Source organism: Pseudomonas sp. D4-21 (assembly GCF_051132125.1).
In the GTDB taxonomy this organism is placed as follows: Bacteria; Pseudomonadota; Gammaproteobacteria; order Pseudomonadales; family Pseudomonadaceae; genus Aquipseudomonas.
The window spans coordinates 3,969,334-3,992,911 of record NZ_CP071664.1 but is presented as its reverse complement, the minus strand read 5'-3'; the positions used below and the strand labels follow the sequence as shown (position 1 = coordinate 3,992,911).

Sequence of the window (23,578 nt, the reverse complement as noted above, 5' to 3'; positions counted from 1 at the left end):
ATTCGAAAAATGACTGACAACACTATCCATACAGCTTTCGAAGCCCAATGCCAGACCGAAATCGCCGGGCAAGGCCAAGATCAGAAACTCGTCGGCTTGGCCAAGGAGTTTTTCAACGAGTCGGCCCGCCACAAGTACAGCTACCATTTTTCATGGATGGGCCGGCCAATCATCCAACTGCCGCAGGACATGATGGCCATGCAGGAACTGATCTGGCAGATCAAGCCTGACCTGATCATCGAATGCGGTATCGCCCACGGCGGTTCGATCATCTATTACGCTTCGTTGCTGGAGTTGCAAGGCCACGGCGAAGTATTGGGCATCGACCTGGATATCCGCCCGCACAACCGTGAAGCCATCGAGAGCCATCCGATGAGCAAGCGCATCTCGATGATCGAGGGTTCGAGCATCGATCCGGCCATTGCCGAGCAGGTCCATGCAGCGGCCAAAGGCAAGAAAGTTATTCTGGTACTCGACTCCAACCACACCCATGACCATGTCCTCGAAGAACTGCGCCTGTACGCGCCGCTGGTTTCGGTGGGCAGCTACTGCGTGGTGATGGACACGGTGGTGGAAGACATGCCGGCGGACTTCTTCCCGGATCGCCCATGGGGCCCGGGCGACAACCCGAAAACCGCTGTGTGGAAATACCTCGAAGAAAACGACAGCTTCGAAATCGACCAGCAACTGCAGAACAAGCTGCTGATCACCGTTGCGCCGGATGGTTATCTGCGTCGGGTTCGTTAATCCATCCGTTTAAGTCATTGGCGTCTGGCAGGTTGTGGGGACTAGGAAATATGCAGGTTCGAAATATGCTTCAAAACAACGTGGCACCGCTGAGCGAGCGGTTCACCGTGGTAATCATCTCCCACAACCGCAGCGCATTTCTGCGCCGCACATTGCATTACTACAGCAGCTATCCATGTTCGGTACTGGTATTGGACTCGTCGGTGGAGCGCGATGATCGGATCGCCGAGGATTTTCCGTCGGTCGATTACCGCCACTTGCCCCAGTTCACCTACAAAGGGCTTCAGGAAAAATTGACCTACGGTGTCAACCAGGTCAAAACGCCTTATATGGTGTTCGCCGCCGACGACGATTTCCTGCTGCATGATGCCTTGACCGAATCGGTTGAGTTTCTCGAAGCCAACCCCGACTACGGCCTTTGCCACGGCTACGGCATCATGTATTTGTCCTGCGCAACAGAAGTCTGCTACTTCCGTCGTGACCGCAAGGTGCATGAGGACTACGACAGCGAACTGGCCGAGGACCGTGTGATCCGTTTCATGGATCAATTCCTGCCGCCGTTCTACGCCGTGACCCGCACTGACTTGCTGCAACAGTGGTACGGCATGTTGCCGCCTGGCACCAGTTTCGAGTGGCAGGAGATCGGCCATACCTTTTACTTGCTGGCTTGTGCCAAGGCGCGGATCCTGCCGATTCCGTTCGCCGTGCGCGAACTCAACTACGGCGGTTCCGAACACAACACCAACGTCCTGACGGTGTTGAGTTACAAAGACGCCAAAAGCGTCGCCGAGCGTGAGCAGTTCGCCGAGTTCCTGGCATCGGTGCCGACCCAGCTCAGCGAGCAGGCTCCGGAACGCATCAAGCAGATTGCCCTGGACAGTTTTGCGGCCATGGCCGACTGCCTGCAGCAAGGGCGTTCGCTCAAGGGCACGCAGATTATCCGTTCGGCCTGGTTGGAGGCCGGTGGTGAGCCGGTTCGTTCGTTTGGCCCACAGCAATTTGTTGAAATGCCTTTCTACAATCAAGGGGTCTTCGATCTTCTGACTCACTTTGAATTCCTGCTGCATGCCATGCCAGCCGGCCGCCTTCAGCTTCAACAATTGGAAGGCATTCTGCTGCGTCAGCATGAGCTGATGCGTGTGCAACCAAACGATAACGAGCGCACCCTACGCAGCCGTCTGTGGGAAGCCCAAGGCCTGTACGCGTTCAACCGCACCGTGATCAAGCGCCTGGCCGAGTCGTTGAAAAGCAGCGATGAGCCTGATGAGGCAGTGAAACTGCAGGCCTGGGCCGAGCGCCTGGACTCGGTGCCGGGTCAGCAAGAGCGCCGGTTACTGGAAAACATGCACTCCGGCCGTTTGTTAAATTGGCTTGAGGCGCGTAATCCAGATGCGCAGCAGCTCAAGTCCATCGCGGCGCACCTGGCCGAGCATCAAGGCGGCCCGCGGTTCGGCATCTTGTTGCTGGACCTGGACGCTGACATGTTCAAGCTGCAGGCGACCTTCGACAGCCTGGTCAACGGTCATAGCAAGGCGTTCAACGTGGTGGTCTTCACCACCGGCGACCTGCCGGCGACCACCACCGTGCGCGACACCGTGCACTTCGTCAAAGTCAGCACTGGCAATTATGTCGAGCGCATCAACCAGATCATCGGGCAGTCCTCCGCCGACTGGATGGTACTGGCCGAGGCTGGCGACCAGTTCACCGAAAGCGGTCTGCTGCGCGCCAGTCTTGAACTGATCGGCGCTGATGGCGTGCGTGCCGTGGCCATGGACGAAATCCAGCGTAAGGCCGACGGCAGCCTGGTCGATGTGTTCCGTCCTGGCGTCAATCTTGACTTCCTGCAATCGGTGCCTTCGCTGATGGCGCGGCATTGGCTGATTCGTCGTGACGTGCTGGTACAGGCACGCGGTTTAACGCCTGAATACACCCAGGCGTTGGAGTTGGACGTGTTGTTGCGTCTGATCGAAGAGGCGGGGCTTGCCGGCCTGGCGCATCTGTCCGAGCCGTTGCTGATCTGCAATGCCCCGGCGCAAGAGGAAAATGCCCAGGAGCGTCAAGTACTGACGCGCCACTTGGCGGCCCGGGGTTATCGTGCCCAGGTCACCTCGGCGCAACCGCTGACCTATCAAATCGACTACCAGCATGCCGAGCGGCCGTTGGTATCGATCATTCTCGAAAGCCGGGACAACTTCGAACAGATTCAACAGGCGCTGGTCAGCGTGCTGCAGCGCACCCGTTATCATCGCCATGAAATCCTGATCGCAGATAATCATAGCCAGTCCGAAGCAATGGCCCAGTGGCTCGACAGCCTGGAAGGCAAAGGCGATCGGATCCGTATCCTGCGCAGCGATCGGCGCTTGAGTGCGTCGGCTCTGTACAACTGGGCGAGCGCCCAGGCCAAGGGGGAATACCTGGTGCTGTTGTCGGCCGAGGTGCAAGTGATCAACGCCAACTGGCTCGACAGCTTGCTCAACCAGGCCCAGCGCCCGGAGGTGGGGATCGTCGGCAGCAAACAGATGGATATTCGCGGCATCACCACTCAGGCTGGCCTGGTGCTCAAGCCCGATGGCCAGGTGGCCTCGGTGTTCGTTGGCGAACGCAAGGACGCCAAGGGTTATCTCAATGGCCATCAGGCGGAACAGAACTACTCTGCGGTGTCCGGCGTTTGCCTGATGATTCGTAAGGATTTGTTCGAAGCCGTAGGCGGCCTGGACGAAGAACATTTCGCCGAGGCCTTTGCCGACGTCGACCTTTGTCTGAAAGTAGCTGACGCAGGCTATCTCACGGTCTGGACACCCCAGGCGCAGATGCTGCACGCCGGTACGGTTTCCGCGGCACCCGAGGCGGTGATTGCCTTGCGCGACAAGTGGCAGGCACGCTTCCAACATGACGCGGCCCGTAATCCGAACCTGGCCTTGACCGACACCGGTTTTGCGTTGGGCACCGCCACGGCGGTCGACTGGGCCCGGTTGCTCGCATAAGCCTGCCAGGCAAAAGGAATCAGGTATGTTCAACGGTAAATCGATTTTCATCTCAGGCGGTACCGGTTCGTTCGGGCGCAATTTTATCCGCCGGTTGCTCGAGCAATACCAGCCCAAGCGCGTGGTGGTGTTTTCCCGAGACGAACTCAAGCAGTACGAGATGCAACAAACCTTCAATGCTCCGTGCATGCGTTATTTCCTGGGGGACGTGCGCGACGCCGATCGCCTGCGCCAGGCCATGCGCGGGATTGATTACGTGGTGCATGCGGCGGCGCTCAAACAGGTGCCGGCGGCGGAATACAATCCCACCGAATGCATTCGTACCAACGTCAATGGCGCAGAAAACATCATCGCTGCGGCCATCGACAATGGCGTGAAAAAGGTCGTTGCGCTGTCCACCGACAAAGCGGCCAGCCCGATCAATCTGTACGGCGCGACCAAATTGCTGTCGGACAAACTGTTCGTCGCCGCCAACAATATCGCGGGTGAACAGCAGACCCGCTTCGCCGTGGTGCGCTATGGCAACGTTGCGGGCTCGCGGGGCTCGGTGGTGCCGTTCTTTAGCAAGCTTATTGCCGAGGGGGCCACGGAGTTGCCGATCACCGATGAGCGCATGACCCGCTTCTGGATCACCCTCGATCACGGCGTGCAGTTTGTGCTCGACAGTTTCGCCCGCATGCATGGCGGTGAAGTGTTCGTGCCGAAGATCCCGTCGATTCGCATCGTCGACTTGGCGTCGGGCATGGCCAGGCATCTGCCTCATAAGAACGTGGGCATCCGGCCCGGTGAAAAGCTGCACGAGTTAATGGTGCCGCTGGACGACGCGCGCATGACCATCGAGTTCACCGATCACTATACGATCCAGCCATCGATTCGCTTCACCAGCGTGGACGTGGATTTCGCTATGGACAATTTGGGCGAACGAGGCACGCCAGTTGCGGAAGACTTCGAGTATCGCTCTGACACCAATCCACACTTTTTGTCGGTGGAGCAGATCGCCGATCTGCACGCCCGGCTGTCGGTATGATTCCCTACGGTCGGCAAAGCCTCGATCAAGCTGACATCGATGCCGTCGTCGCCGTGTTGCAGTCCGATTGGCTGACGCAAGGGCCTGCGATCGAGCGTTTTGAACAGGCCATGGCGCGCCGCTGCCAGGCCGGCCATGCCGTGGCGGTGTGCAACGCGACCGCTGCGCTGCACATCGCTTGCCTGGCGGCGGGGCTTGGGCCGGGGGATCGTTTGTGGACCACACCCAATACCTTCCTGGCCTCGGCCAACTGCGGCCGATATTGCGGCGCGCAGGTGGATTTCGTCGATATCGATCCGCTGACCTGGAACCTGGATGCCGTTGCCCTGGCCGCAAAGCTTGAAAAAGCCGAGCGTGATGGGACCCTGCCCAACGTGTTGGTGGCGGTAGCGTTCTCCGGGCAAAGCTGTGACATGCGTGAAGTGGCTCGCTTGTCCGAGCGCTACGGGTTCACGGTCATTGAAGATGCCTCTCACGCGGTGGGCGCGTCTTATGCCGGCAGGCCGGTGGGGTGTGGCGAATTTGCGGACATGACGGTGTTCAGTTTCCACCCAGTGAAAATTATTACCAGCGCCGAAGGTGGGATGGTCTTGACCAATCGCCCGGAGCTGGCGCAGCGCCTGCGACGTCTGCGCAGCCATGGGATGACCCGTGACGCTGAACAGATGAGCGAGCCCAGCCATGGGCCTTGGTACTACCAGCAGGTGGAGTTGGGATTCAATTACCGGATCACGGATCTCCAAGCTGCCCTGGGGCTTTCCCAGTTGGATAAGCTTGAACGTTTCATCGCCCGCCGTCGTGCACTGGCGGCGCGCTATAACCGCTTGCTGAATGGTTTGCCACTGACCTTGCCCGGTTTGCAACCCGAGGCCGAATCGGCTTGGCATTTGTATGTAGTGCGCTTGCGGCTCGACGAGATATCCCTGGATCATCGCCAGATTTTCGAAGGCTTGCGTGCGGCAGGGATCGGCGTGAACCTGCACTACATACCGGTTCACCTGCAGCCGTATTACCGCGAACTGGGATTTGCCCCTGGAGACTATCCACAGGCTGAGCGTTATTACGCCGAGGCCATCAGCTTGCCAATGTTTCCTTCCCTCAGTGATGAACAGCAAGACTATGTGATGGGGCAACTGCAACGATTGCTTGAGGAGTAACGACGCGTGAGCGCAATCGCGATCATTCCCGCCCGTGGCGGCAGCAAGCGCATTCCTCGCAAGAACCTGAAGCCGTTCGATGGCGTGCCCATGATTGCCCGCTCGATTCGCACGGCGTTGGACTCGGGACTTTTCAACTGGGTGATTGTCAGTACCGATGACGAAGAAATTGCTGAATTGGCGATGGCTCATGGTGCGCAAGTGCCGTTCTTGCGACCAGCCGCGCTGGCGGATGATTTCACCGGGACGGCAGCGGTGATGGTTCACGCCCTGGGTGAGCTACGTGAGCGCTCGTTCGATTTCGCCTGTTGCATCTACGCCACGGCGCCGCTGTTGCAAGCGCGGTTTTTACGTGAGGGCATTGACTTGCTGCGCGGCCATCCGGACAAGTCGTTCGCGTTTTCCGTGAGCAGTTTCGGTTTTCCCGTACAGCGCGCCTTGACGTTGGATGAGCAGGGCGCGTTGACCCCACTGTATCCGCAATTTCGCGATACGCGCTCCCAGGACCTGGCTGAAGCTTTCCAGGACGCCGGCCAATTCTATTGGGGGCGTCGGGACGCCTGGTTGCGTGGCGATACGTTGTTTTCGCCGAAAAGCCTGCCGGTTGTGCTGCCTCGTCATCTGGTGCAAGACATCGACACAGCCGAGGACTGGAAGCGCGCCGAGTATCTCTACGCCGCTTTGAGAGCGGGCGGTGAATTGCAATGAGAGTGCTGATTCGCGCCGATGCTTCGCCAATCATCGGCAGCGGGCACATTGCCCGTTGCCTGACCCTGGCGCGAGCCCTGCGCGGGCAAGGCGTGCACGTCGCGTTTGCTTGTCGGCTGCTTGTTGGGCATCGTCTGCACGCTCTGACGGCCGAGGGCTTCGAAACGTTCGCCCTGCCGGATCTTTATCGCGGGGAAGATCCGCAACAGGCCATCGAATCGTTGCTGCCCTGGCAAGCGGATATCGATGCGTTGGAACAAGCGTTGGCCGAGCGGCCCGGCTTCGACTGGGTCATTGTTGACCACTATGGTCTGGATCAACGTTGGCAGACTGCGGCCCGGCGCTTCGCGCCTCGGATCATGGCATTGGATGACCTGGCGACTCGGACTTACAGCGCTGACCTCTTGCTCAATCAGAATCTGTCCGGCACGCAAGCTGCGTATGAAGGATTGTTGCCTGAGCATTGCCGGACGCTGCTGGGACCGCGTTACGCGTTGTTGCGCGATGAGTTTCGTTGCGGGGCGATTGAGATAAAAAAGAAGGTCAGGCGCGTACTCGTCAATTTCGGCGGTTTCGATGCGGCGATGCAGACCCATCACGCAATGCTGGCGCTGGTGGCTTACCCCGAGTTGGAAGTGGATTTTGTCGCCGGTGCGGACAACCCGGCCTGGGCTCGGATGCAACGGATGGCGGCGAGCCGACCCCACTGGCGATTGCACAGTTTCGTCAGCGATTTTCATCAGCTCATGCTGGAGGCCGATCTGTTCATCGGGGCCGGTGGCGGAACCAGTTGGGAGCGGGCCGCCATGGGGTTGCCCACGATCTGTATCGCGGTATCGAACAACCAGCAGGCCAACAGCGATGTCATGGCGACGTTCGGTGCCCATGTCTATCTCGGGTGCAGAGAAAGCGTCACCGTTGAACAGTTGCGCCAGGCCATCGGCTTTGTCGTGGATAACCAGGGGTTGCGTCAGAGTCTTGCGCAGCACTCCCGGCAATTGGTCGATGGCCTGGGTGCCTTGCGCGTGGCCGTCGCACTGGCTGGTGCCTTGCTGCGGGTTCGTCCGGCCACGCAAGCCGACGCCCGTTTGCTTTTCGAGGGGCGTAATGCCGAGGTCGTGCGCCGCGTATCGCTGGATCAGTCGCCCGTCGACTGGGATCGTCATTGCCAATGGCTGCAAGCCAGTCTGGTCAATCCACAGCGCTTGTTGTTGGTTGGCGAAGCGTCCGACGGACCCGTCGGTGTATTGCGTTATGACCTGCAAGGCAGCGAAGCGCTGGTATCGATTTATTTGTTCAAGAACCGCCTGGGGTTGGGGTGGGGCAGGGCATTGCTGGCCCGTGGTGAGGCGTTTGCTACCGTCCATTGGCCGCAACTGCGCAGCTTTACCGCTCAGATCCTGCCCGCTAACCAAGCGTCTCTGGCGTTGTTCCGCCAGGCAGGTTTCAGTCAGGGCACATGCGTGTTTACCCGCGTATTGAAGGAAGAAATTCATGAGTAGTTTCAAGATCGGTCAGCGCAGCATCGGGGCTGACGCGCCGCCTTTCATCATTGCCGAGATGAGCGGCAACCATAACCAATCCCTGGAGGTGGCCTTGCAGATCGTCGAAGCCGCTGCCCGAGCCGGTGCTCACGCTTTGAAGCTGCAGACCTACACTGCCGATACCATGACGTTAGATCTGAGCGAAGGGGAGTTCTTCATCAGGGACCCCAGCAGCCTTTGGGCTGGAACATCCCTTTATGATTTGTACGAAAAAGCTCATACGCCGTGGGAATGGCACGCGCCGATTTTTGCCCGGGCCAAGGCGCTGGGGATGCTAGCGTTCTCGACCCCGTTCGACGAAACGGCGGTGGACTTCCTGGAAAGCCTGGATGTGCCGGCCTACAAGATCGCCAGTTTCGAAAACACTGACTTGCCGCTGATTCGCCGGGTCGCTGCCACCGGCAAGCCGTTGATTATCTCCACCGGCATGGCCAGCATCGCCGAACTCGACGAAACCGTGCGTGCCGCTCGCCAGGCTGGTTGCAAGGATTTGGTGCTGCTCAAGTGCACCAGCACCTACCCGGCGACGCCGGCCAATAGCAACGTGCGCACCATCCCTCATCTGCGGGAGTTGTTCGGCTGTGAGGTTGGTTTGTCGGACCACTCCATGGGCGTCGGGGTATCCGTGGCTGCGGTGGCGCTGGGGGCGACCGTCGTGGAAAAGCATTTCACCCTTGACCGTGCCGCTGGCGGCGTGGACGCCAGTTTCTCCCTGGAACCGGCAGAGCTGGCAGCGCTGGTGATCGAAACCGAGCGCGCCTGGCAGGCCATGGGACAGGTGCGCTATGGCGTGACCGAGGCCGAGCAGAAATCGCTGGTCTATCGTCGTTCGCTGTACGCTACGCAGGACATGGCCACCGGCGAAGTGTTCACGTCGCAGAACGTCCGGGCCATCCGTCCGGGGCTCGGGTTGGCGCCCAAACATCTGGATTCCTTAATGGGTCGTCGTGCCCGCCAGGCAATCAAGCGTGGCACGGCGCTGTCCTGGTCATTGGTTGAATAGCTTCTCAATGGGCTTATTCGGCAATTTAGCGTGACCTGCGAGTCATAACGCGCATCTTCACTGTATTGTATTGACCGGGAAGATGGCGCCTGGCCCTTATCAGGACCGGTGATAGCCCTTTACACTTCCCGTTTGTCGGCGCCCCTCGATTCCTTGCGAGCGGTGGTATTGGGCTGTTTTTGATTGGGAAGCCGTAATGATTGGCATAAAAAGCATTGCGAGCTACGTTCCTGTAGCCGGCGTGGACAATTACGCACAAGGTGCAAAATTTGAAAAGGATGAAGAGTTCATCCTCGGCAAGATCGGTTCCGCCTTCTTGCCACGCAAGGATGACGGCCAGGAAACCTCGGATCTGTGCGTCGAAGCGGCCAACGCGCTGTTTGCCAATAATCCCGATCTGAAGCGCGAATCCATTGACGTGCTGATCGTCGTCACCCAGAACGGCGATGAAGAAGGCTTGCCCCACACGGCGGCTATCGTCCAGGACAAGCTCGGCCTGCCCACCAGCGTAGCGGCGTTCGATATATCCCTGGGTTGCTCGGGTTATGTCTATGGCATCTACGCCATCAAGGGCTTCATGGAAGCCGCTGGCCTGAAGAATGGCCTGTTGGTAACCGCCGACCCATACTCGAAAATCGTCGACCCGGAAGATCGCAACACCACGATGCTGTTCGGTGATGCCGCCACGGCGACGTGGATAGGCGAGGATGCGCCGTGGCAACTGGGCAAGGCAAAGTTCGGCACCGACGGCTCCGGTGCGCCGCACCTGAAGGTCAGCGACGGCGTATTCTTCATGAACGGCCGCCAGGTGTTCAACTTCGCGTTGCTCAAGGTGCCGGCACATTTGCATGAGTTGCTCGCCGATTCCGATCTGCAACCCAGTGACATCGATGCGTTCTGCATTCATCAAGGCAGCGCCGCAATCGTCGATGCCGTGGCGCGGCGTTTCGAAGGCGAGCCGGAGAAGTTCATCAAGGACATGGTCGAGACCGGCAACACCGTGTCGTCGAGTATTCCGTTGCTGCTCGAAAAGCACGTGCTCGATTCCGACTGGAAACGGGTCGCGTTGAGTGGCTTTGGCGTAGGTCTGTCATGGGGGTCGGCGATCATCTATCGCCCGTGAATCTATAAAACCCAGGCACAAAAATAGCGTCCAAGGTGTAATCTTGGACGCTATTTTTTTGCCTGACGCGAAGGCGAGACACCATGAGCGAGTTCTTCGAGCGCAATCTCCAGATCATCCAGCAGCGTTGGCCGGCCCTGGCCGAGCGCTTGCTGCTGGAAGACGTGGGTAGATTGCAAGCTGATCTGGTGGAGGGCATTGGTTCGACCCTGAGTATCAATGGAATCCAACTGACCAGCCGACATGACCGTCTTGCCGAGGCGGACCTGCAAGCCGCCAGTCTGCCTTTGGACGCTTGCGTCGTGCACGTCTACGGAACCGGGCTGGGCGACCTGCAAAACCGTTTGCTGGAACGGGCAGGGCTCGAGCGGTTGTATGTTCATGTGCTCAATGGCGCGGTGTTTGCGTTGGTATTGCAGGTGCTGGATCAGATGCCATGGCTTGCCGATCCCAGGGTGGTATTGCTCTACGCGGGAGATCTGACGGAAATCCAGCTGCCATTCTTCGCACTCCCCGCCGAGCTGGTACTGGCCGATGATTACAGTGCCAAGATTCGCGATCGGTTGATCAGTGAAGTTCATCTGGACTTCACCAACCGAACGTTCGACCCCAAGGCTCCCGAGGTCGTCGAGCGGCTGCAATCGACGTTCAATCTTGTACAGGGCGACCGCGATGTTGCCGAGCTGTTCGGCGCATTCCAGGGGCGTGAGGTGTTCGTCGTTGCCACCGGTCCGAGCCTTGAGCACCATTTCGACAGGCTGCGCCGCGTGAGCGAGCGAGCTGAGCGACCGTTGTTGATTTGTGTCGACACGGCTTACCGACCGTTGATCAATCACGGCATCCGTCCTGATGTCGTGGTCAGCATCGACCAGCGTATCTCGGGGCGTCATCTTCCGCCTGAGCAAACCGAAGGCATTGCCCTTGTTTATCTGCCCATGGCCGACCCCTTAGTGATTCAGGCATGGCGGGGGCCGCGCTACGCCGGTTATTCCTCCAGTCCCGTCTACCGCCAGATGCGTGAGCGACTCTGCCGGGCCGAACTTCATGTGGGCGGGAGCGTGATTCATCCAGCGGTCGATTTAGCGGTGCAAATGGGCGCTGCGCAAATCACGCTGTTTGGTGCCGATTTTGCCTTCCCCCATGACAAGACTCACGCAGGATGGGGCGATGGCGATTTGGGGCCGCAGTTGGGGGCGTCAAGGCATTGGGTGCTCGATGGGCATGGACGGCGCGTCAAGACCCAGCTCAACTTTCGCAGCTACCTCTGTGAACTGGAGCGTTTCATTGCCAGGCACCCCAACGTACGCTTCTTCAACAGCAGTCGGGACGGGGCGATGATCGTCGGCACCGATTTCCATCCGGAGTACGTGCAATGACCACGCTTGATGAGGCAATCATTGATGCCCGCGCATGCGCGCGCCTGTTTCGACTTGGGCGGGATGTTGAGGCGGGGTTGGCGATGGTCACGCTGATCGAGTCGGCGCAGCCCCTGGTCGAACGGATGCCAGGCGATGTCCTCTCGTCGTGGAACGCGCTGCTTGCCCTGATGCTCGATGATCAGCAGGCGCAGAATTGGATTTCGCTGGCCGATTATCTTGAGTACGAGTGGGTCCAGCTGCTGACCGCTGGTCACTCCATCTAGCTACTTTTCGCAGCTTCCCCGCTGTCATGCGCTTCCAGCGACGTCAGCGGCGTTTCCCTGACGCCATTTTTTCACCCTTGAATCGCAGCCAAGTCCTTGATTTACGAGGGGTGGCACCCTGATGGCAAATTTTTTGAAAAATCTGCTAAAGCAAGTTCCGAATACGACGATAACTATTACGAAGGTTCTCTAGGCCACACCCGGCGGTTGCCAGGGCCGGAAGCCGCAGTACCCAACCAACGAGGAATTCGTCATGGCTTTAACAGTAAACACCAACGTCACATCGTTGAACGTTCAGAAGAACCTGAACAAGGCTTCCGATGCTCTGTCCACTTCGATGACCCGCCTGTCGTCCGGCCTGAAAATCAACAGTGCCAAAGACGACGCCGCCGGCTTGCAGATCTCCACTCGTATGACTTCGCAAATCCGCGGTCAGACTGTTGCGATCAAGAACGCCAACGACGGTATCTCCATCGCTCAGACCGCTGAAGGCGCTCTGCAGGAATCCACCAACATTCTGCAGCGTATGCGTGAACTGGCCGTACAGGCACGAAACGACAACAACGGTACAGCTGACCGTGATGCTCTGAACAAAGAATTTGCTCAGATGTCGGACGAGCTGACTCGTATCGCTGATTCGACCAACCTCAACGGCAAGAACCTGATCGACGGTTCCGCTGGCACCATGACCTTCCAGGTCGGTTCCAACACTGGTGCTACCAACCAGATCACTCTGACCCTGAGCGACAGCTTCGACGCTGCTACCCTGAGCGTTGACTCTGGTGCCATCGCGATCAGTGCTGCAGACAGCGCCGAAGCCGAAACCAACACCTCTGCTGCAATCGACGCGATCGACGCTGCTTTGGCGACCATCAACGCCAGCCGTGCGGACCTCGGTGCTGCCCAGAACCGTCTGACCAGCACCATCTCCAACCTGCAGAACATCAACGAAAACGCCGCTGCTGCACTGGGTCGCGTACAAGACACCGACTTCGCTGCTGAAACTGCCCAGCTGACCAAGCAGCAGACTCTGCAACAAGCTTCCACTTCGGTTCTGGCCCAGGCTAACCAACTGCCGTCCGCTGTACTGAAGCTGCTTCAGTAATAGTCGGATGAGTTTTAGCGGGGGAGTGCGCTTGCGTACTCTCTCGCTTTTTCCGTTCAAGAGGTGATGGACATGGATATGAGCGTGAAGCTGAACTTGTCTTATCCGGCGGCGAAACCGGCGCCTAGTGTGGCCGATAAGCCGGTGGAGAAGCCTCGGGCCGAGATGGCTGTGGTAGCTCCGGTCAAAAAAGCCCCTAAGGATGCTGCTGCCGAGCAGGACAAACTCAAGAAAGCCGTTCAGGAAATCGAGAAGTTCGTCCAGTCGGTCAAGCGTAACCTGGAGTTCTCTATCGATGAGCCTTCAGGCAAAGTAGTGGTCAAAGTGATCGCCAGTGGTTCCGGTGAAGTGATTCGCCAGATCCCGAACGAAGAAGTTCTGAAACTGGCCAACAGTTTGAATGATGCAAACAGCTTGTTGTTCAGCGCTGAAGCCTGACAACCGGCACGAATTCTGTTGTTATGTTCTTTTGGGCGTTGTAAAGGTCAAAAGGCCGGCGACACACTGAAGGGAGTCCCACATGGCAAGTCCAATTCTACCTGGCTTGGGTTTAGGCTCCGGCCTTGATACCGGTGCTATCGTCAAGGCATTGGTGGATTCTGACAAAGCGGCCAAGCAAGGTCAGATTGATCGTGCCACCAAGATCAATACGGCCAATATTTCGGGGATCGGCACCCTGAAGTCGCTGTTGGCTACCTTCCAATCCACGCTGAAAAGCCTGGGCAGCACGACTACGCCTCAATTTACCGGGGTTTCCGCGACTTCGGCCAACACCAGCGCGTTGACGGTGACAGCCGGCAACTCGGCGGTTAGCGGCACTTACACGGTAAACGTTACTCAGTTGGCAACCTCGTCGAAAGTTGCGACGGCTGCTTTCGCCGGTGGTGCTTCCAGTGCAGTGGAAGCCGGTACGCTGACCATCAGTCAAGGAGACACGGATTACACCCTTGATATACCTGCTGATTCGACGCTGCAGTCGGTTCGGGACGCCATCAACAGCAAGTACTCGGCCAGCGGTCTGACCGCCAACATCGTGACCGACAGTTTTGGTTCACGCCTGGTGGTCGGCTCGACTAAAACCGGTGCGGGTAATGATATCTCCCTCAGCGGCATTGCCAGCCTCGCAGCTGATGGCTCCGTAGCCATGGCCTCATCACCCACCGCGACTTCTTCGGGGTCGCTGGGGTTTGCCAAGGACGCTATTTTCACTGTTGACGGCTTGGCAATGACCAGCCCGACCAACAAGCTGGATAACGTGGTCTCGGGCTTGAGCATGACGTTACTCGTCGAGGGCACTGGCCCGACCGTCGTTACCGTCGCTACCAACGCCGACGGCCTTAAAGCTTCGATCCAGAAGTTCGTCGACGCTTATAATGCTGTTGCTAAGGCCGTGACGTCCCTGACCAAGCCGACCACAGATGCTGAGGGTAACTCGGTTCCAGCCGCCTTGACCGGTGACTCGTTGCCTCGCTCGCTTTTGGCGGCCATTCGCGCGCCTTTGTCTGAGACCGGGGCAGGTGACAAGCTGACGGTTCTTTCTCAGTTGGGAATCACCACCAATCAGACGACCGGGGCTCTGGATTTCGACAGTGGGAAATTCACCTCTGCGTTGAATGACAAACAGTTGGGTGGGGAGATCCAGACACTGTTTGTAGGTGAGAATGGCCTGCTTGAGCGCATGGATAACGCCATCAAGCCGTACACTGAAGGCAAAACGGGTGCGGGTGGTATTGGGGGCTCAGAGGCCATCCTGACTACTCGCTCCAAGAACCTCGACATCATCAAGACGAAGCTGTTCGAAGATCAGCAGGCTCTTGATCGCCGCATCGAAACCCTCACCGCCGTACTGACCAAAAAGTACAACGACATGGATACCCTCGTCGGCAAGCTGAAAGCCACTGCCAGTAACATCACCTCGATGTTTGAAGCGATGACGGCACAACAGAAGAACAGCTGATTTTCGACCGATACAAAAAGCCCGGCAGCGTTTTGACAACGCTCCGGGCTTTCGGCTTTTCGGTCTAAAGTTTTTTGACACAGCGTCGATACGCTGTTTATACGAACCGAAGTTTTTGATGAGGTAGAACATGAATCCGATGTTAGCCCTTCGCCAATACCAGAAGATTGGCGCCCAGGCGCAAACCTCCGAAGCAAGTCCCCATCGTCTCGTGCAGATGCTCATGGAAGGTGGGTTGGACCGTATCGCCCAGGCCAAGGGCGCTATGGAGCGCAAGGACATAGCCAACAAAGGCGTCCTGATCAGTAAGGCCATCGGTATCGTGGGTGGCCTGCGTGAAGGCCTGGATCTGGAAAACCAGGCCGAGTCGGTAGCCGAGTTGGATGCTCTTTACACCTACATGATGAAACGTCTCGCCGAAGCCAACGCCAAGACCGATCCGAAGATTCTCGACGAAGTCGCTGATCTACTGCGCACGGTCAAGGAAGGCTGGGACGGTATCGCGCCACCTGGCCCGCAATTCTGAGGAATAAGCTCATGAGTCTTGTCTTGCAGCGCATAGAACAAACCCGAGATGCCCTGGTTGATGCCCTGGCTGAGCGCAATTGGGAGGCCATCGGTCAATTGGACCTGGCGTGCCGTTCCTGCATGGAAGACGTCATGGGCGAGTCCGAGGTGGACGAGGCGGCGTTGCGTAACAACCTGGAAGAGTTGCTTGGCGTGTATCGGCAGTTGCTGGATGCCGCGACGGGGGAACGTCAGGCGATCGTGAACGAAATGTCACAGATTAACCAGGCACAGAACGCGGCGAAGGTTTATCACCTGTTCGGATGATTTAATTTTCATTTAATCCGAACAAAGTGCGCCATAAATTTGACTGTGCACGATTTTTTGACTTAACTAGTGGCTGTTTACAGATTTCAGGCGTCTACAGGCATGACAAGTCTGCAAGCGTCTAGCTTGCCCCCAAATTCGGGCACTGAGTTGACTAGGGAAGTTGCTATTGCATGTGGCGTGAAACCAAAATTCTCCTGATCGATGACGATAGCGTCCGCCGCCGTGACCTGGCGGTGATCCTTAATTTTCTCGGCGAAGAAAATTTACCCTGCGGCAGCCATGACTGGCAGCAGGCTGTCGGCTCATTGTCGTCCAGCCGTGAAGTCATTTGCGTCCTTATCGGGACCGTAAATGCCCCCGCATCGCTTTTGGGCTTGCTAAAGACACTCTCAACCTGGGATGAGTTCCTTCCCGTTTTGCTGATGGGCGAAAATTCTTCCCTAGACCTGCCGGAAGACCAGCGCCGCCGGGTACTTTCCACCTTGGAAATGCCGCCCAGCTACAGCAAATTGCTTGATTCGCTGCACCGTGCCCAGGTTTATCGCGAAATGTATGACCAGGCCCGTGAACGCGGCCGGCATCGTGAACCCAATCTTTTCCGCAGCCTTGTCGGCACCAGCCGTGCGATCCAGCACGTGCGCCAGATGATGCAGCAGGTGGCCGACACCGACGCCAGCGTGCTGATCCTGGGTGAGTCCGGCACCGGCAAGGAAGTGGTTGCGCGCAACCTGCATTACCATTCCAAGCGCCGCGAAGCGCCGTTCGTTCCAGTCAACTGCGGGGCGATCCCAGCCGAGTTGCTGGAAAGCGAATTGTTCGGCCACGAGAAGGGCGCCTTCACCGGCGCAATTACCAGTCGCGCCGGGCGTTTCGAATTGGCTAACGGCGGCACGCTGTTCCTCGATGAAATCGGCGACATGCCGCTGCCGATGCAGGTCAAGCTGCTGCGCGTGCTGCAAGAGCGCACCTTTGAACGCGTGGGCAGCAACAAGACCCAGAGCGTCGACGTGCGGATCATCGCCGCGACTCACAAGAATCTGGAAAGCATGATCGAGGTCGGCAGTTTCCGCGAGGATCTCTATTACCGCCTCAACGTATTCCCGATCGAAATGGCGCCGCTGCGTGAGCGGGTCGAAGACATCCCGCTGCTGATGAACGAATTGATCTCGCGCATGGAGCATGAGAAGCGCGGTTCGATCCGCTTCAACTCTGCGGCGATCATGTCCCTCTGCCGCCATGGCTGGCCGGGCAACGTCCGCGAGTTGGCCAACCTGGTGGAGCGCATGGCGATCATGCACCCATACGGCGTGATCGGCGTGGCCGAGTTGCCGAAGAAGTTCCGCTACGTCGACGACGAAGACGAGCAGATGGTCGACAGCCTGCGCAGCGACTTGGAAGAGCGCGTAGCGATCAATGGCCATACGCCGGACTTCACCAGTAACGCCATGCTGCCGCCGGAAGGCCTGGATCTGAAGGATTATCTGGGAGGCCTGGAGCAGGGCCTCATCCAGCAGGCACTCGACGATGCCAACGGCATCGTCGCCCGCGCGGCGGAACGCCTGCGCATCCGTCGCACGACACTGGTGGAAAAGATGCGCAAGTACGGCATGAGCCGTCGCGAAGGAGATGAACAGGCGGATGATTGACGCCTGTTTTACAACCGCCTGATTTCTGGGCGGTTTTTTTTCGGCACGGGTATTGCTACTGCCCTCGCAACGTTCCGTTTAACTGACGGTCAGCCAAGCGAGAGAGCACGATGACCCAAGCCGCCCTGATGTCTCCTGTCCCTGAGCCGGGACTCATGCCGTCCGCCGAGCAGGCTAGCCGGCTTGGACTTGAGCAGGCGTTTTCGCTGTTTAACCAGGTCTCCAGCCAGTTATCCGACTCCTACAGCCTGCTCGAAGCCCGGGTCACCGAGCTCAAGGGTGAGCTGGCGGTGGTCAGCGCTCAGCGCATGCAGGAGTTGGCGGAAAAAGAACGCCTGGCCAATCGGCTGCAAAACCTCCTCGACCTCTTGCCTGGCGGCGTCATTGTCATTGATGAGCACGGTTTCGTGCGCGAAGCCAACCCGGCAGCGTGCGAGCTGCTCGGCCTGCCATTGGAGGGCGAGCTGTGGCGGCATGTGATTGCCCGCTGCTTCGCTCCTCGCGAAGATGACGGCCATGAGATCTCCCTCAAGGACGGTCGACGCCTTTCTATCTCGACCCGTTCGCTTGATGCCGAGCCCGGGCAGTTGGTGCTGCTCAACGACCTGACTGAAACCCGTCACCTGCAAGATCAGCTGGCTCGCCACGAGCGGCTGTCTTCCCTTGGGCGGATGGTGGCGTCGCTGGCCCATCAGATCCGTACGCCGCTGTCCGCCGCGTTGCTCTACGCCAGTCATTTGACTGAACAGCAACTGCCGATGGATACCCAGCAGCGCTTCGCCGGCCGCCTGAAGGAACGCTTGCATGAGCTGGAGCACCAGGTCCGCGACATGCTGGTGTTTGCCCGCGGCGAATTGCCGTTGACCGACCGCGTGACGCCCAAGGCGTTGCTGCAATCCTTGCAGGCCGCAGCGTCGACCCACGTACAGGGTTTGCCGATCCGCTGGCAGTGTGACAGCCGCGCGGGCGAAGTCCTGTGCAACCGCGACACACTGGTGGGCGCGGTATTGAACCTGATTGAAAACGCGATCCAGGCGGGCGACGGCGACGTTCGCCTGAAAGTCCACCTGTACACCCGTGGCAGCACGTTGCGCCTGTGTGTCAGCGACAACGGCAGCGGCATTGATCCAGCCGTGTTGACCCGCCTGGGTGAGCCTTTTTTCACCACCAAGACCACCGGGACGGGCCTCGGTCTGACCGTGGTCAAGGCCGTGGCGCGGGCCCATCAGGGTGAATTGCAGTTGCGCTCGCGGCCGGGGCGCGGCACGTGCGCGCTGGTCCTCCTGCCGCTGTTTTCCAGTGTGCCAGGGGTGGAGTGAAGGCAATGGCAATCAAGGTTTTGCTGGTGGAGGACGATCGTGCCCTGCGCGAGGCGCTCGCCGATACACTGCTGTTGGCCGGGCATGATCATGCCGTCGTCGGTTCGGCGGAGGAGGCGTTGTTGGCGGTCGCCCGTGAGCCGTTCAGCCTGGTGGTCAGCGACGTCAATATGCCGGGCATGGACGGCCATCAGTTGCTCGGTTTACTGCGGGCGCGCCAGCCTCAATTGCCAGTCCTGTTGATGACCGCCCACGGTGCGGTCGAACGAGCGGTGGATGCCATGCGCCAGGGGGCGGCGGACTATCTGGTCAAGCCGTTCGAGCCCAAGGCGCTGCTGGACCTAGTGGCGCGCCATGCCCTGGGAAGCCTTGCCGTTGAAGGTGAAGGCCCGGTGGCGATCGAGCCAGCCAGTGCGCAGCTGCTGGAATTGGCCGCGCGGGTGGCACGCAGCGATTCAACCGTATTGATTTCCGGTGAGTCCGGTACGGGCAAGGAAGTCTTGGCCCGTTATATTCACCAGCAGTCCCGTCGCGCCAGCGAGCCGTTCATTGCCATCAACTGCGCGGCGATTCCCGACAACATGCTCGAAGCAACATTGTTCGGCCATGAAAAGGGTTCGTTCACCGGCGCCATCGCGGCCCAGGCTGGCAAGTTCGAACAGGCCGATGGCGGCACCATCCTGCTGGATGAAATCTCTGAGATGCCCCTGGGCCTGCAGGCAAAATTGCTGCGGGTGTTGCAGGAGCGAGAAGTGGAGCGGGTCGGCGCGCGCAAGCCCATCAGCCTGGACATCCGGGTGGTCGCGACGACCAACCGCGACCTGGCGGGCGAAGTGGCGGCGGGGCGTTTCCGGGAAGACCTTTATTACCGGCTGTCGGTTTTTCCGTTGGCCTGGCGTCCGTTACGCGAGCGCACCGCCGATATCCTGCCGCTGGCCGAGCGTCTGCTGGCCAAGCACGTCAATAAAATGAAGCACGCAACGGCGCGCCTGTCCGCCGAGGCACAGGCTTGCCTGATCGGGTATCCCTGGCCCGGTAACGTCCGGGAACTGGATAACGCGATCCAGCGGGCGCTGATCCTGCAGCAGGGCGGCTTGATCCAGCCCGAGGATTTCTGCCTGGCCGGTCCGGTGGCTTGTGCGCCTTTGCCGGTACCGCCGCTGGCGCCGGTAGTGCCTCCGGTCGAGGTAGCCGAATCAGCCGGTGCGTTGGAGGACGATCTGCGTCGTCGCGAATTCCAGATGATCATCGACACCCTGCGCGCCGAGCGCGGCCGTCGCAAGGAAGCGGCCGAACGCCTCGGCATCAGTCCCCGAACCCTGCGCTACAAGTTGGCGCAAATGCGTGATGCCGGGATGGATGTGGAGGCTTACCTTTTCGCCAGTTGAATCATTGATCCAAGCAGTTGCACCTCTAAATCTGTGGGAGCGAGCCCTGCTCGCGAAGGCGGTGATTCAGGCGATGTAGATGTTGGCTGACAGGCCGCTATCGCGAGCAGGCTCGCTCCCACATGAGTCCGGATGAGCTCGCGCATGCATTTGTTTTTTACGGCCATCGAGCTGGCACCCTTGTTGCTAACACCTACGTACCCGCTGAGTAAGTGTCAAAAAAATGCGGGCCGCCAGAGAGAATAGACCATGAGCCAAGGTATTGAATTTAATCGATTGATGTTGGACATGCGGTCCATGCAAATGGACGCCATGGCCCAGCCGAAATCGGTCGCGGTCCCCCAGGTGGGTGGCAGCAGCTTTTCCGACATGCTCGGTCAGGCCGTCAATAAAGTGAACGATACCCAGCAGGCTTCGAACCAGTTGGCCAGTGCTTTCGAGATTGGTAAAAGTGGCGTCGACCTGACGGATGTAATGATCTCTTCGCAGAAAGCCAGTGTCTCGTTTCAGGCGTTGACCCAGGTACGTAACAAACTGGTTCAAGCCTACCAAGACATCATGCAGATGCCGGTCTAAGGAAACTATTGAGTCATGGCAGAAGCAGCCGTTGATAACGTTCCAGCCAAGGCCACTCCGGTAGACGGCAAACCGCCGTTGTTCGGTCTGTCTTTCCTGGAAAACCTCTCCGAGATGACCATGCTGCGTCAGGTTGGCCTGTTGGTCGGCCTGGCTGCCAGCGTGGCGATTGGTTTCGCCGTCGTGTTGTGGTCCCAGCAGCCAGACTACCGTCCGTTGTACGGTAGCCTGGAAGGCATGGACGCCAAGCAGGTCATGGAAACCCTGGCTTCTGCCGACATTCCCTACACCGTTGAACCCAATTCTGGCGCCTTGCTGGTCAAGGCCGACGACGTGGCGCGCGCGCGCCTCAAGCTCGCTGCCGCTGGCGTGACACCGACCGATGGCAACATCGGTTTCGAGATTCTGGACAAGGACCAGGGCCTGGGCACCAGCCAGTTCATGGAAGCGACTCGTTATCGTCGCGGCCTGGAAGGCGAACTGGCGCGCACCATCTCCAGCCTCAACAACGTCAAGGCTGCCCGTGTGCACTTGGCGATCCCGAAAAGCTCGGTGTTCGTGCGCGATGAGCGCAAGCCGAGTGCTTCGGTACTGGTTGAACTGTATTCCGGCCGCTCCCTGGAGCCAGGCCAAGTCGTCGCTATCATCAACCTGGTGGCGACCAGCGTTCCCGAACTGAGCAAGTCGCAAATCACCGTGGTCGACCAGAAGGGCAACCTGCTGTCCGACCAGGCGGAAAACTCCGAACTGACCATGGCCGGCAAGCAATACGATTACAGCCGCCGCATGGAAGGCATGTTCACCCAGCGGGTGCATAACATCTTGCAACCTATCCTGGGCAATGGCCGCTACAAGGCCGAAGTCTCGGCGGACGTGGATTTCAGTGCGGTCGAATCGACCTCCGAGCAATTCAACCCGGATCAACCCGCGTTGCGCAGCGAGCAGTCGGTGAACGAACAGCGTACCGCCAGCAATGGACCGCAAGGCGTGCCGGGTGCCCTGAGCAACCAGCCGCCGTCGCCGGCCAGCGCGCCGCAAACCACCGGTGGCGCCACCGCCGCCGCGGGCATGGTGCAGCCCGGCCAGCCGCTGATCGATGCCAACGGCCAACAGATCATGGACCCGGCCACCGGCCAGCCGATGCTCGCGCCGTACCCGGCCGACAAGCGTCAACAATCCACCAAGAACTTCGAGCTCGACCGTTCCATCAGCCACACCAAGCAGCAGCAGGGCCGTTTGAATCGCCTGTCGGTCGCCGTCGTCGTGGACGATCAGGTCAAGATCAACCCGGCCAACGGCGAAACCAGCCGCGCGCCGTGGAGCGCCGACGAATTGGCGCGCTTCACTCGCCTGGTGCAGGACGCCGTTGGTTTCGACGCCAGCCGTGGCGACAGCGTCAGCGTGATCAACGTGCCGTTCTCCCTGGAGCGCGGTGAAGAAATCGCCGACATTCCGTTTTATTCGCAACCCTGGTTCTGGGATGTGGTCAAGCAAGTATTGGGTGTGTTGTTCATCCTGATACTGGTATTCGGCGTGTTGCGCCCGGTGCTGAACAACATCACCGGTGGCGGCAAGAACAAGCAGTTGGCAGGCTTGGGCGATGTAGAGCTGGGAGGCATGGGCGGCCTGGATGGCGAATTGGCCAACGATCGCGTCAGCCTCGGCGGGCCGCAGAGCATCCTGCTGCCAAGCCCGAGCGAAGGCTACGACGCTCAGTTGAACGCCATCAAGAGTCTGGTGGCAGAAGATCCGGGTCGTGTGGCCCAGGTCGTGAAAGAGTGGATTAACGCAGATGAGTGATAATCGAGCCGCTGTTGCCAAATTGTCCCGGGTCGACAAAGCCGCGATCCTGCTGCTGTCCCTGGGTTCGACCGACGCCGCCCAAGTGCTGCGTCACATGGGGCCCAAAGAGGTCCAGCGCGTTGGCGTGGCCATGGCCCAGATGGGCAATGTCCATCGCGAGCAGGTCGAGCAGGTCATGAGCGAGTTCGTCGACATCGTCGGCGACCAGACCAGCCTGGGCGTCGGTTCCGACGACTACGTGCGCAAGATGCTCACCCAGGCCCTGGGCGAGGACAAGGCCAACGGCCTGATCGACCGGATCCTGCTGGGTGGCAACACCAGCGGCCTGGACAGCCTCAAGTGGATGGAGCCGCGCGCGGTTGCCGACGTGATCCGTTACGAACACCCCCAGATCCAGGCGATCGTGGTGGCGTACCTCGACCCGGACCAGGCCGGCGAAGTGCTAGGCAACTTCGACCATAAGGTTCGCCTCGATATCATCCTGCGTGTGTCGTCGTTGAACACCGTGCAGCCGGCGGCCCTGAAAGAACTGAACCAGATTCTCGAGAAGCAGTTCTCGGGCAACTCCAATGCCTCGCGCACCACCTTGGGCGGTATCAAACGCGCGGCGGACATCATGAACTTCCTCGACAGTTCGATCGAAGGTCAACTGATGGACTCGATTCGCGAAGTCGACGAAGACCTGTCCGGTCAGATTGAAGACCTCATGTTCGTGTTCAACAACCTGGCCGATGTCGACGATCGTGGTATCCAGGCTCTGTTGCGCGAAGTGTCCTCCGACGTCCTGGTCCTGGCCCTCAAGGGTTCGGACGAAGGCGTCAAGGAGAAGATCTTCAAGAACATGTCCAAACGAGCGGCCGAACTGTTGCGCGACGACCTCGAGGCCAAGGGCCCGGTGCGCGTCAGCGACGTGGAAACCGCACAGAAGGAAATCCTCACCATCGCCCGCCGTATGGCCGAAGCCGGAGAAATCGTGCTCGGTGGCAAGGGCGGCGAAGAGATGATCTAAGGT

At 59.2% G+C, this 23,578-nt stretch carries 21 protein-coding genes; all 21 read left to right on the top strand.

All coding sequences use genetic code 11. The features are described 5' to 3' along the window. The first annotated feature begins 9 nt into the window (after positions 1-9). Complete coding sequence (locus J3Q04_RS17785; protein WP_420767392.1) at positions 10-747, top strand: cephalosporin hydroxylase family protein; 738 nt, start codon at positions 10-12, stop codon at positions 745-747. A gap of 50 nt (positions 748-797) precedes the next feature. After that, positions 798-3,731, top strand: coding sequence for a TIGR00180 family glycosyltransferase (locus tag J3Q04_RS17780; RefSeq protein WP_434610256.1), 2,934 nt, complete (start codon positions 798-800; stop codon positions 3,729-3,731). Positions 3,732-3,756: 25 nt separating this feature from the next. After that, on the top strand, positions 3,757-4,758 hold the full coding sequence (gene pseB / locus J3Q04_RS17775) for a UDP-N-acetylglucosamine 4,6-dehydratase (inverting) (protein ID WP_434562982.1): 1,002 nt from the start codon (positions 3,757-3,759) through the stop codon (positions 4,756-4,758). Then, complete coding sequence (gene pseC, locus J3Q04_RS17770; RefSeq protein ID WP_434562984.1) at positions 4,755-5,915, top strand: UDP-4-amino-4,6-dideoxy-N-acetyl-beta-L-altrosamine transaminase; 1,161 nt, start codon at positions 4,755-4,757, stop codon at positions 5,913-5,915. The genes pseB and pseC overlap by 4 nt, the downstream gene beginning before the upstream one ends. 6 nt (positions 5,916-5,921) lie before the next feature. Further along, positions 5,922-6,623, top strand: a complete 702-nt coding sequence (pseF, locus tag J3Q04_RS17765; protein WP_434610259.1) for a pseudaminic acid cytidylyltransferase — start codon at positions 5,922-5,924, stop codon at positions 6,621-6,623. After that, positions 6,620-8,125: a UDP-2,4-diacetamido-2,4,6-trideoxy-beta-L-altropyranose hydrolase gene (gene pseG / locus J3Q04_RS17760; protein WP_420767387.1), complete on the top strand. Its 1,506-nt coding sequence runs from the start codon at positions 6,620-6,622 to the stop codon at positions 8,123-8,125. The genes pseF and pseG overlap by 4 nt, the downstream gene beginning before the upstream one ends. After that, positions 8,118-9,170, top strand: coding sequence for a pseudaminic acid synthase (gene pseI, locus J3Q04_RS17755; RefSeq protein WP_434562990.1), 1,053 nt, complete (start codon positions 8,118-8,120; stop codon positions 9,168-9,170). Before pseG ends, pseI begins: the two co-directional genes overlap by 8 nt. A gap of 196 nt (positions 9,171-9,366) precedes the next feature. Beyond that, positions 9,367-10,293 carry a ketoacyl-ACP synthase III gene (locus J3Q04_RS17750; RefSeq protein ID WP_434610261.1) on the top strand — a complete coding sequence of 309 codons (927 nt, stop codon included), beginning with the start codon at positions 9,367-9,369 and terminating at the stop codon, positions 10,291-10,293. An 83-nt stretch (positions 10,294-10,376) separates the two neighbouring features. Further along, the gene (locus J3Q04_RS17745; protein WP_434610263.1) at positions 10,377-11,669 is read left to right on the top strand and encodes a motility associated factor glycosyltransferase family protein; all 1,293 of its coding nucleotides are present in this window, start codon (positions 10,377-10,379) and stop codon (positions 11,667-11,669) included. Then, positions 11,666-11,935 (top strand): hypothetical protein, encoded by a 270-nt coding sequence (locus J3Q04_RS17740; protein ID WP_434610265.1) that lies wholly within the window; start codon positions 11,666-11,668, stop codon positions 11,933-11,935. Before J3Q04_RS17745 ends, J3Q04_RS17740 begins: the two co-directional genes overlap by 4 nt. A 253-nt stretch (positions 11,936-12,188) precedes the next feature. Beyond that, on the top strand, positions 12,189-13,040 hold the full coding sequence (locus J3Q04_RS17735) for a flagellin domain-containing protein (protein WP_079305252.1): 852 nt from the start codon (positions 12,189-12,191) through the stop codon (positions 13,038-13,040). A 72-nt stretch (positions 13,041-13,112) separates the two neighbouring features. Then, entirely contained in the window at positions 13,113-13,478 is a 366-nt protein-coding gene (locus J3Q04_RS17730; RefSeq protein ID WP_434610267.1) for a flagellar protein FlaG, read from the top strand. 82 nt (positions 13,479-13,560) lie between these two features. Further along, positions 13,561-14,997 (top strand): flagellar filament capping protein FliD, encoded by a 1,437-nt coding sequence (gene fliD / locus J3Q04_RS17725; protein ID WP_434610269.1) that lies wholly within the window; start codon positions 13,561-13,563, stop codon positions 14,995-14,997. Positions 14,998-15,127: 130 nt separating this feature from the next. Then, positions 15,128-15,523 (top strand): flagellar export chaperone FliS, encoded by a 396-nt coding sequence (gene fliS, locus J3Q04_RS17720; RefSeq protein ID WP_092222857.1) that lies wholly within the window; start codon positions 15,128-15,130, stop codon positions 15,521-15,523. 11 nt (positions 15,524-15,534) lie between these two features. Then, complete coding sequence (locus J3Q04_RS17715) at positions 15,535-15,831, top strand: flagellar protein FliT (protein WP_420767383.1); 297 nt, start codon at positions 15,535-15,537, stop codon at positions 15,829-15,831. Positions 15,832-16,004: 173 nt separating this feature from the next. Next, the gene (locus J3Q04_RS17710) at positions 16,005-17,480 is read left to right on the top strand and encodes a sigma-54 dependent transcriptional regulator (protein ID WP_434563002.1); all 1,476 of its coding nucleotides are present in this window, start codon (positions 16,005-16,007) and stop codon (positions 17,478-17,480) included. A gap of 128 nt (positions 17,481-17,608) precedes the next feature. After that, positions 17,609-18,799 (top strand): sensor histidine kinase, encoded by a 1,191-nt coding sequence (locus J3Q04_RS17705; protein WP_434611538.1) that lies wholly within the window; start codon positions 17,609-17,611, stop codon positions 18,797-18,799. A 5-nt stretch (positions 18,800-18,804) separates the two neighbouring features. Next, positions 18,805-20,187, top strand: a complete 1,383-nt coding sequence (gene fleR, locus J3Q04_RS17700; RefSeq protein ID WP_420767381.1) for a sigma-54-dependent response regulator transcription factor FleR — start codon at positions 18,805-18,807, stop codon at positions 20,185-20,187. A gap of 249 nt (positions 20,188-20,436) precedes the next feature. Further along, entirely contained in the window at positions 20,437-20,763 is a 327-nt protein-coding gene (fliE, locus tag J3Q04_RS17695; RefSeq protein WP_003184044.1) for a flagellar hook-basal body complex protein FliE, read from the top strand. Between the two features lie 15 nt (positions 20,764-20,778). After that, entirely contained in the window at positions 20,779-22,563 is a 1,785-nt protein-coding gene (gene fliF, locus J3Q04_RS17690) for a flagellar basal-body MS-ring/collar protein FliF (RefSeq protein WP_258648065.1), read from the top strand. Further along, positions 22,556-23,575, top strand: coding sequence for a flagellar motor switch protein FliG (gene fliG / locus J3Q04_RS17685; protein ID WP_007958288.1), 1,020 nt, complete (start codon positions 22,556-22,558; stop codon positions 23,573-23,575). The genes fliF and fliG overlap by 8 nt, the downstream gene beginning before the upstream one ends. Positions 23,576-23,578: the final 3 nt, after the last annotated feature.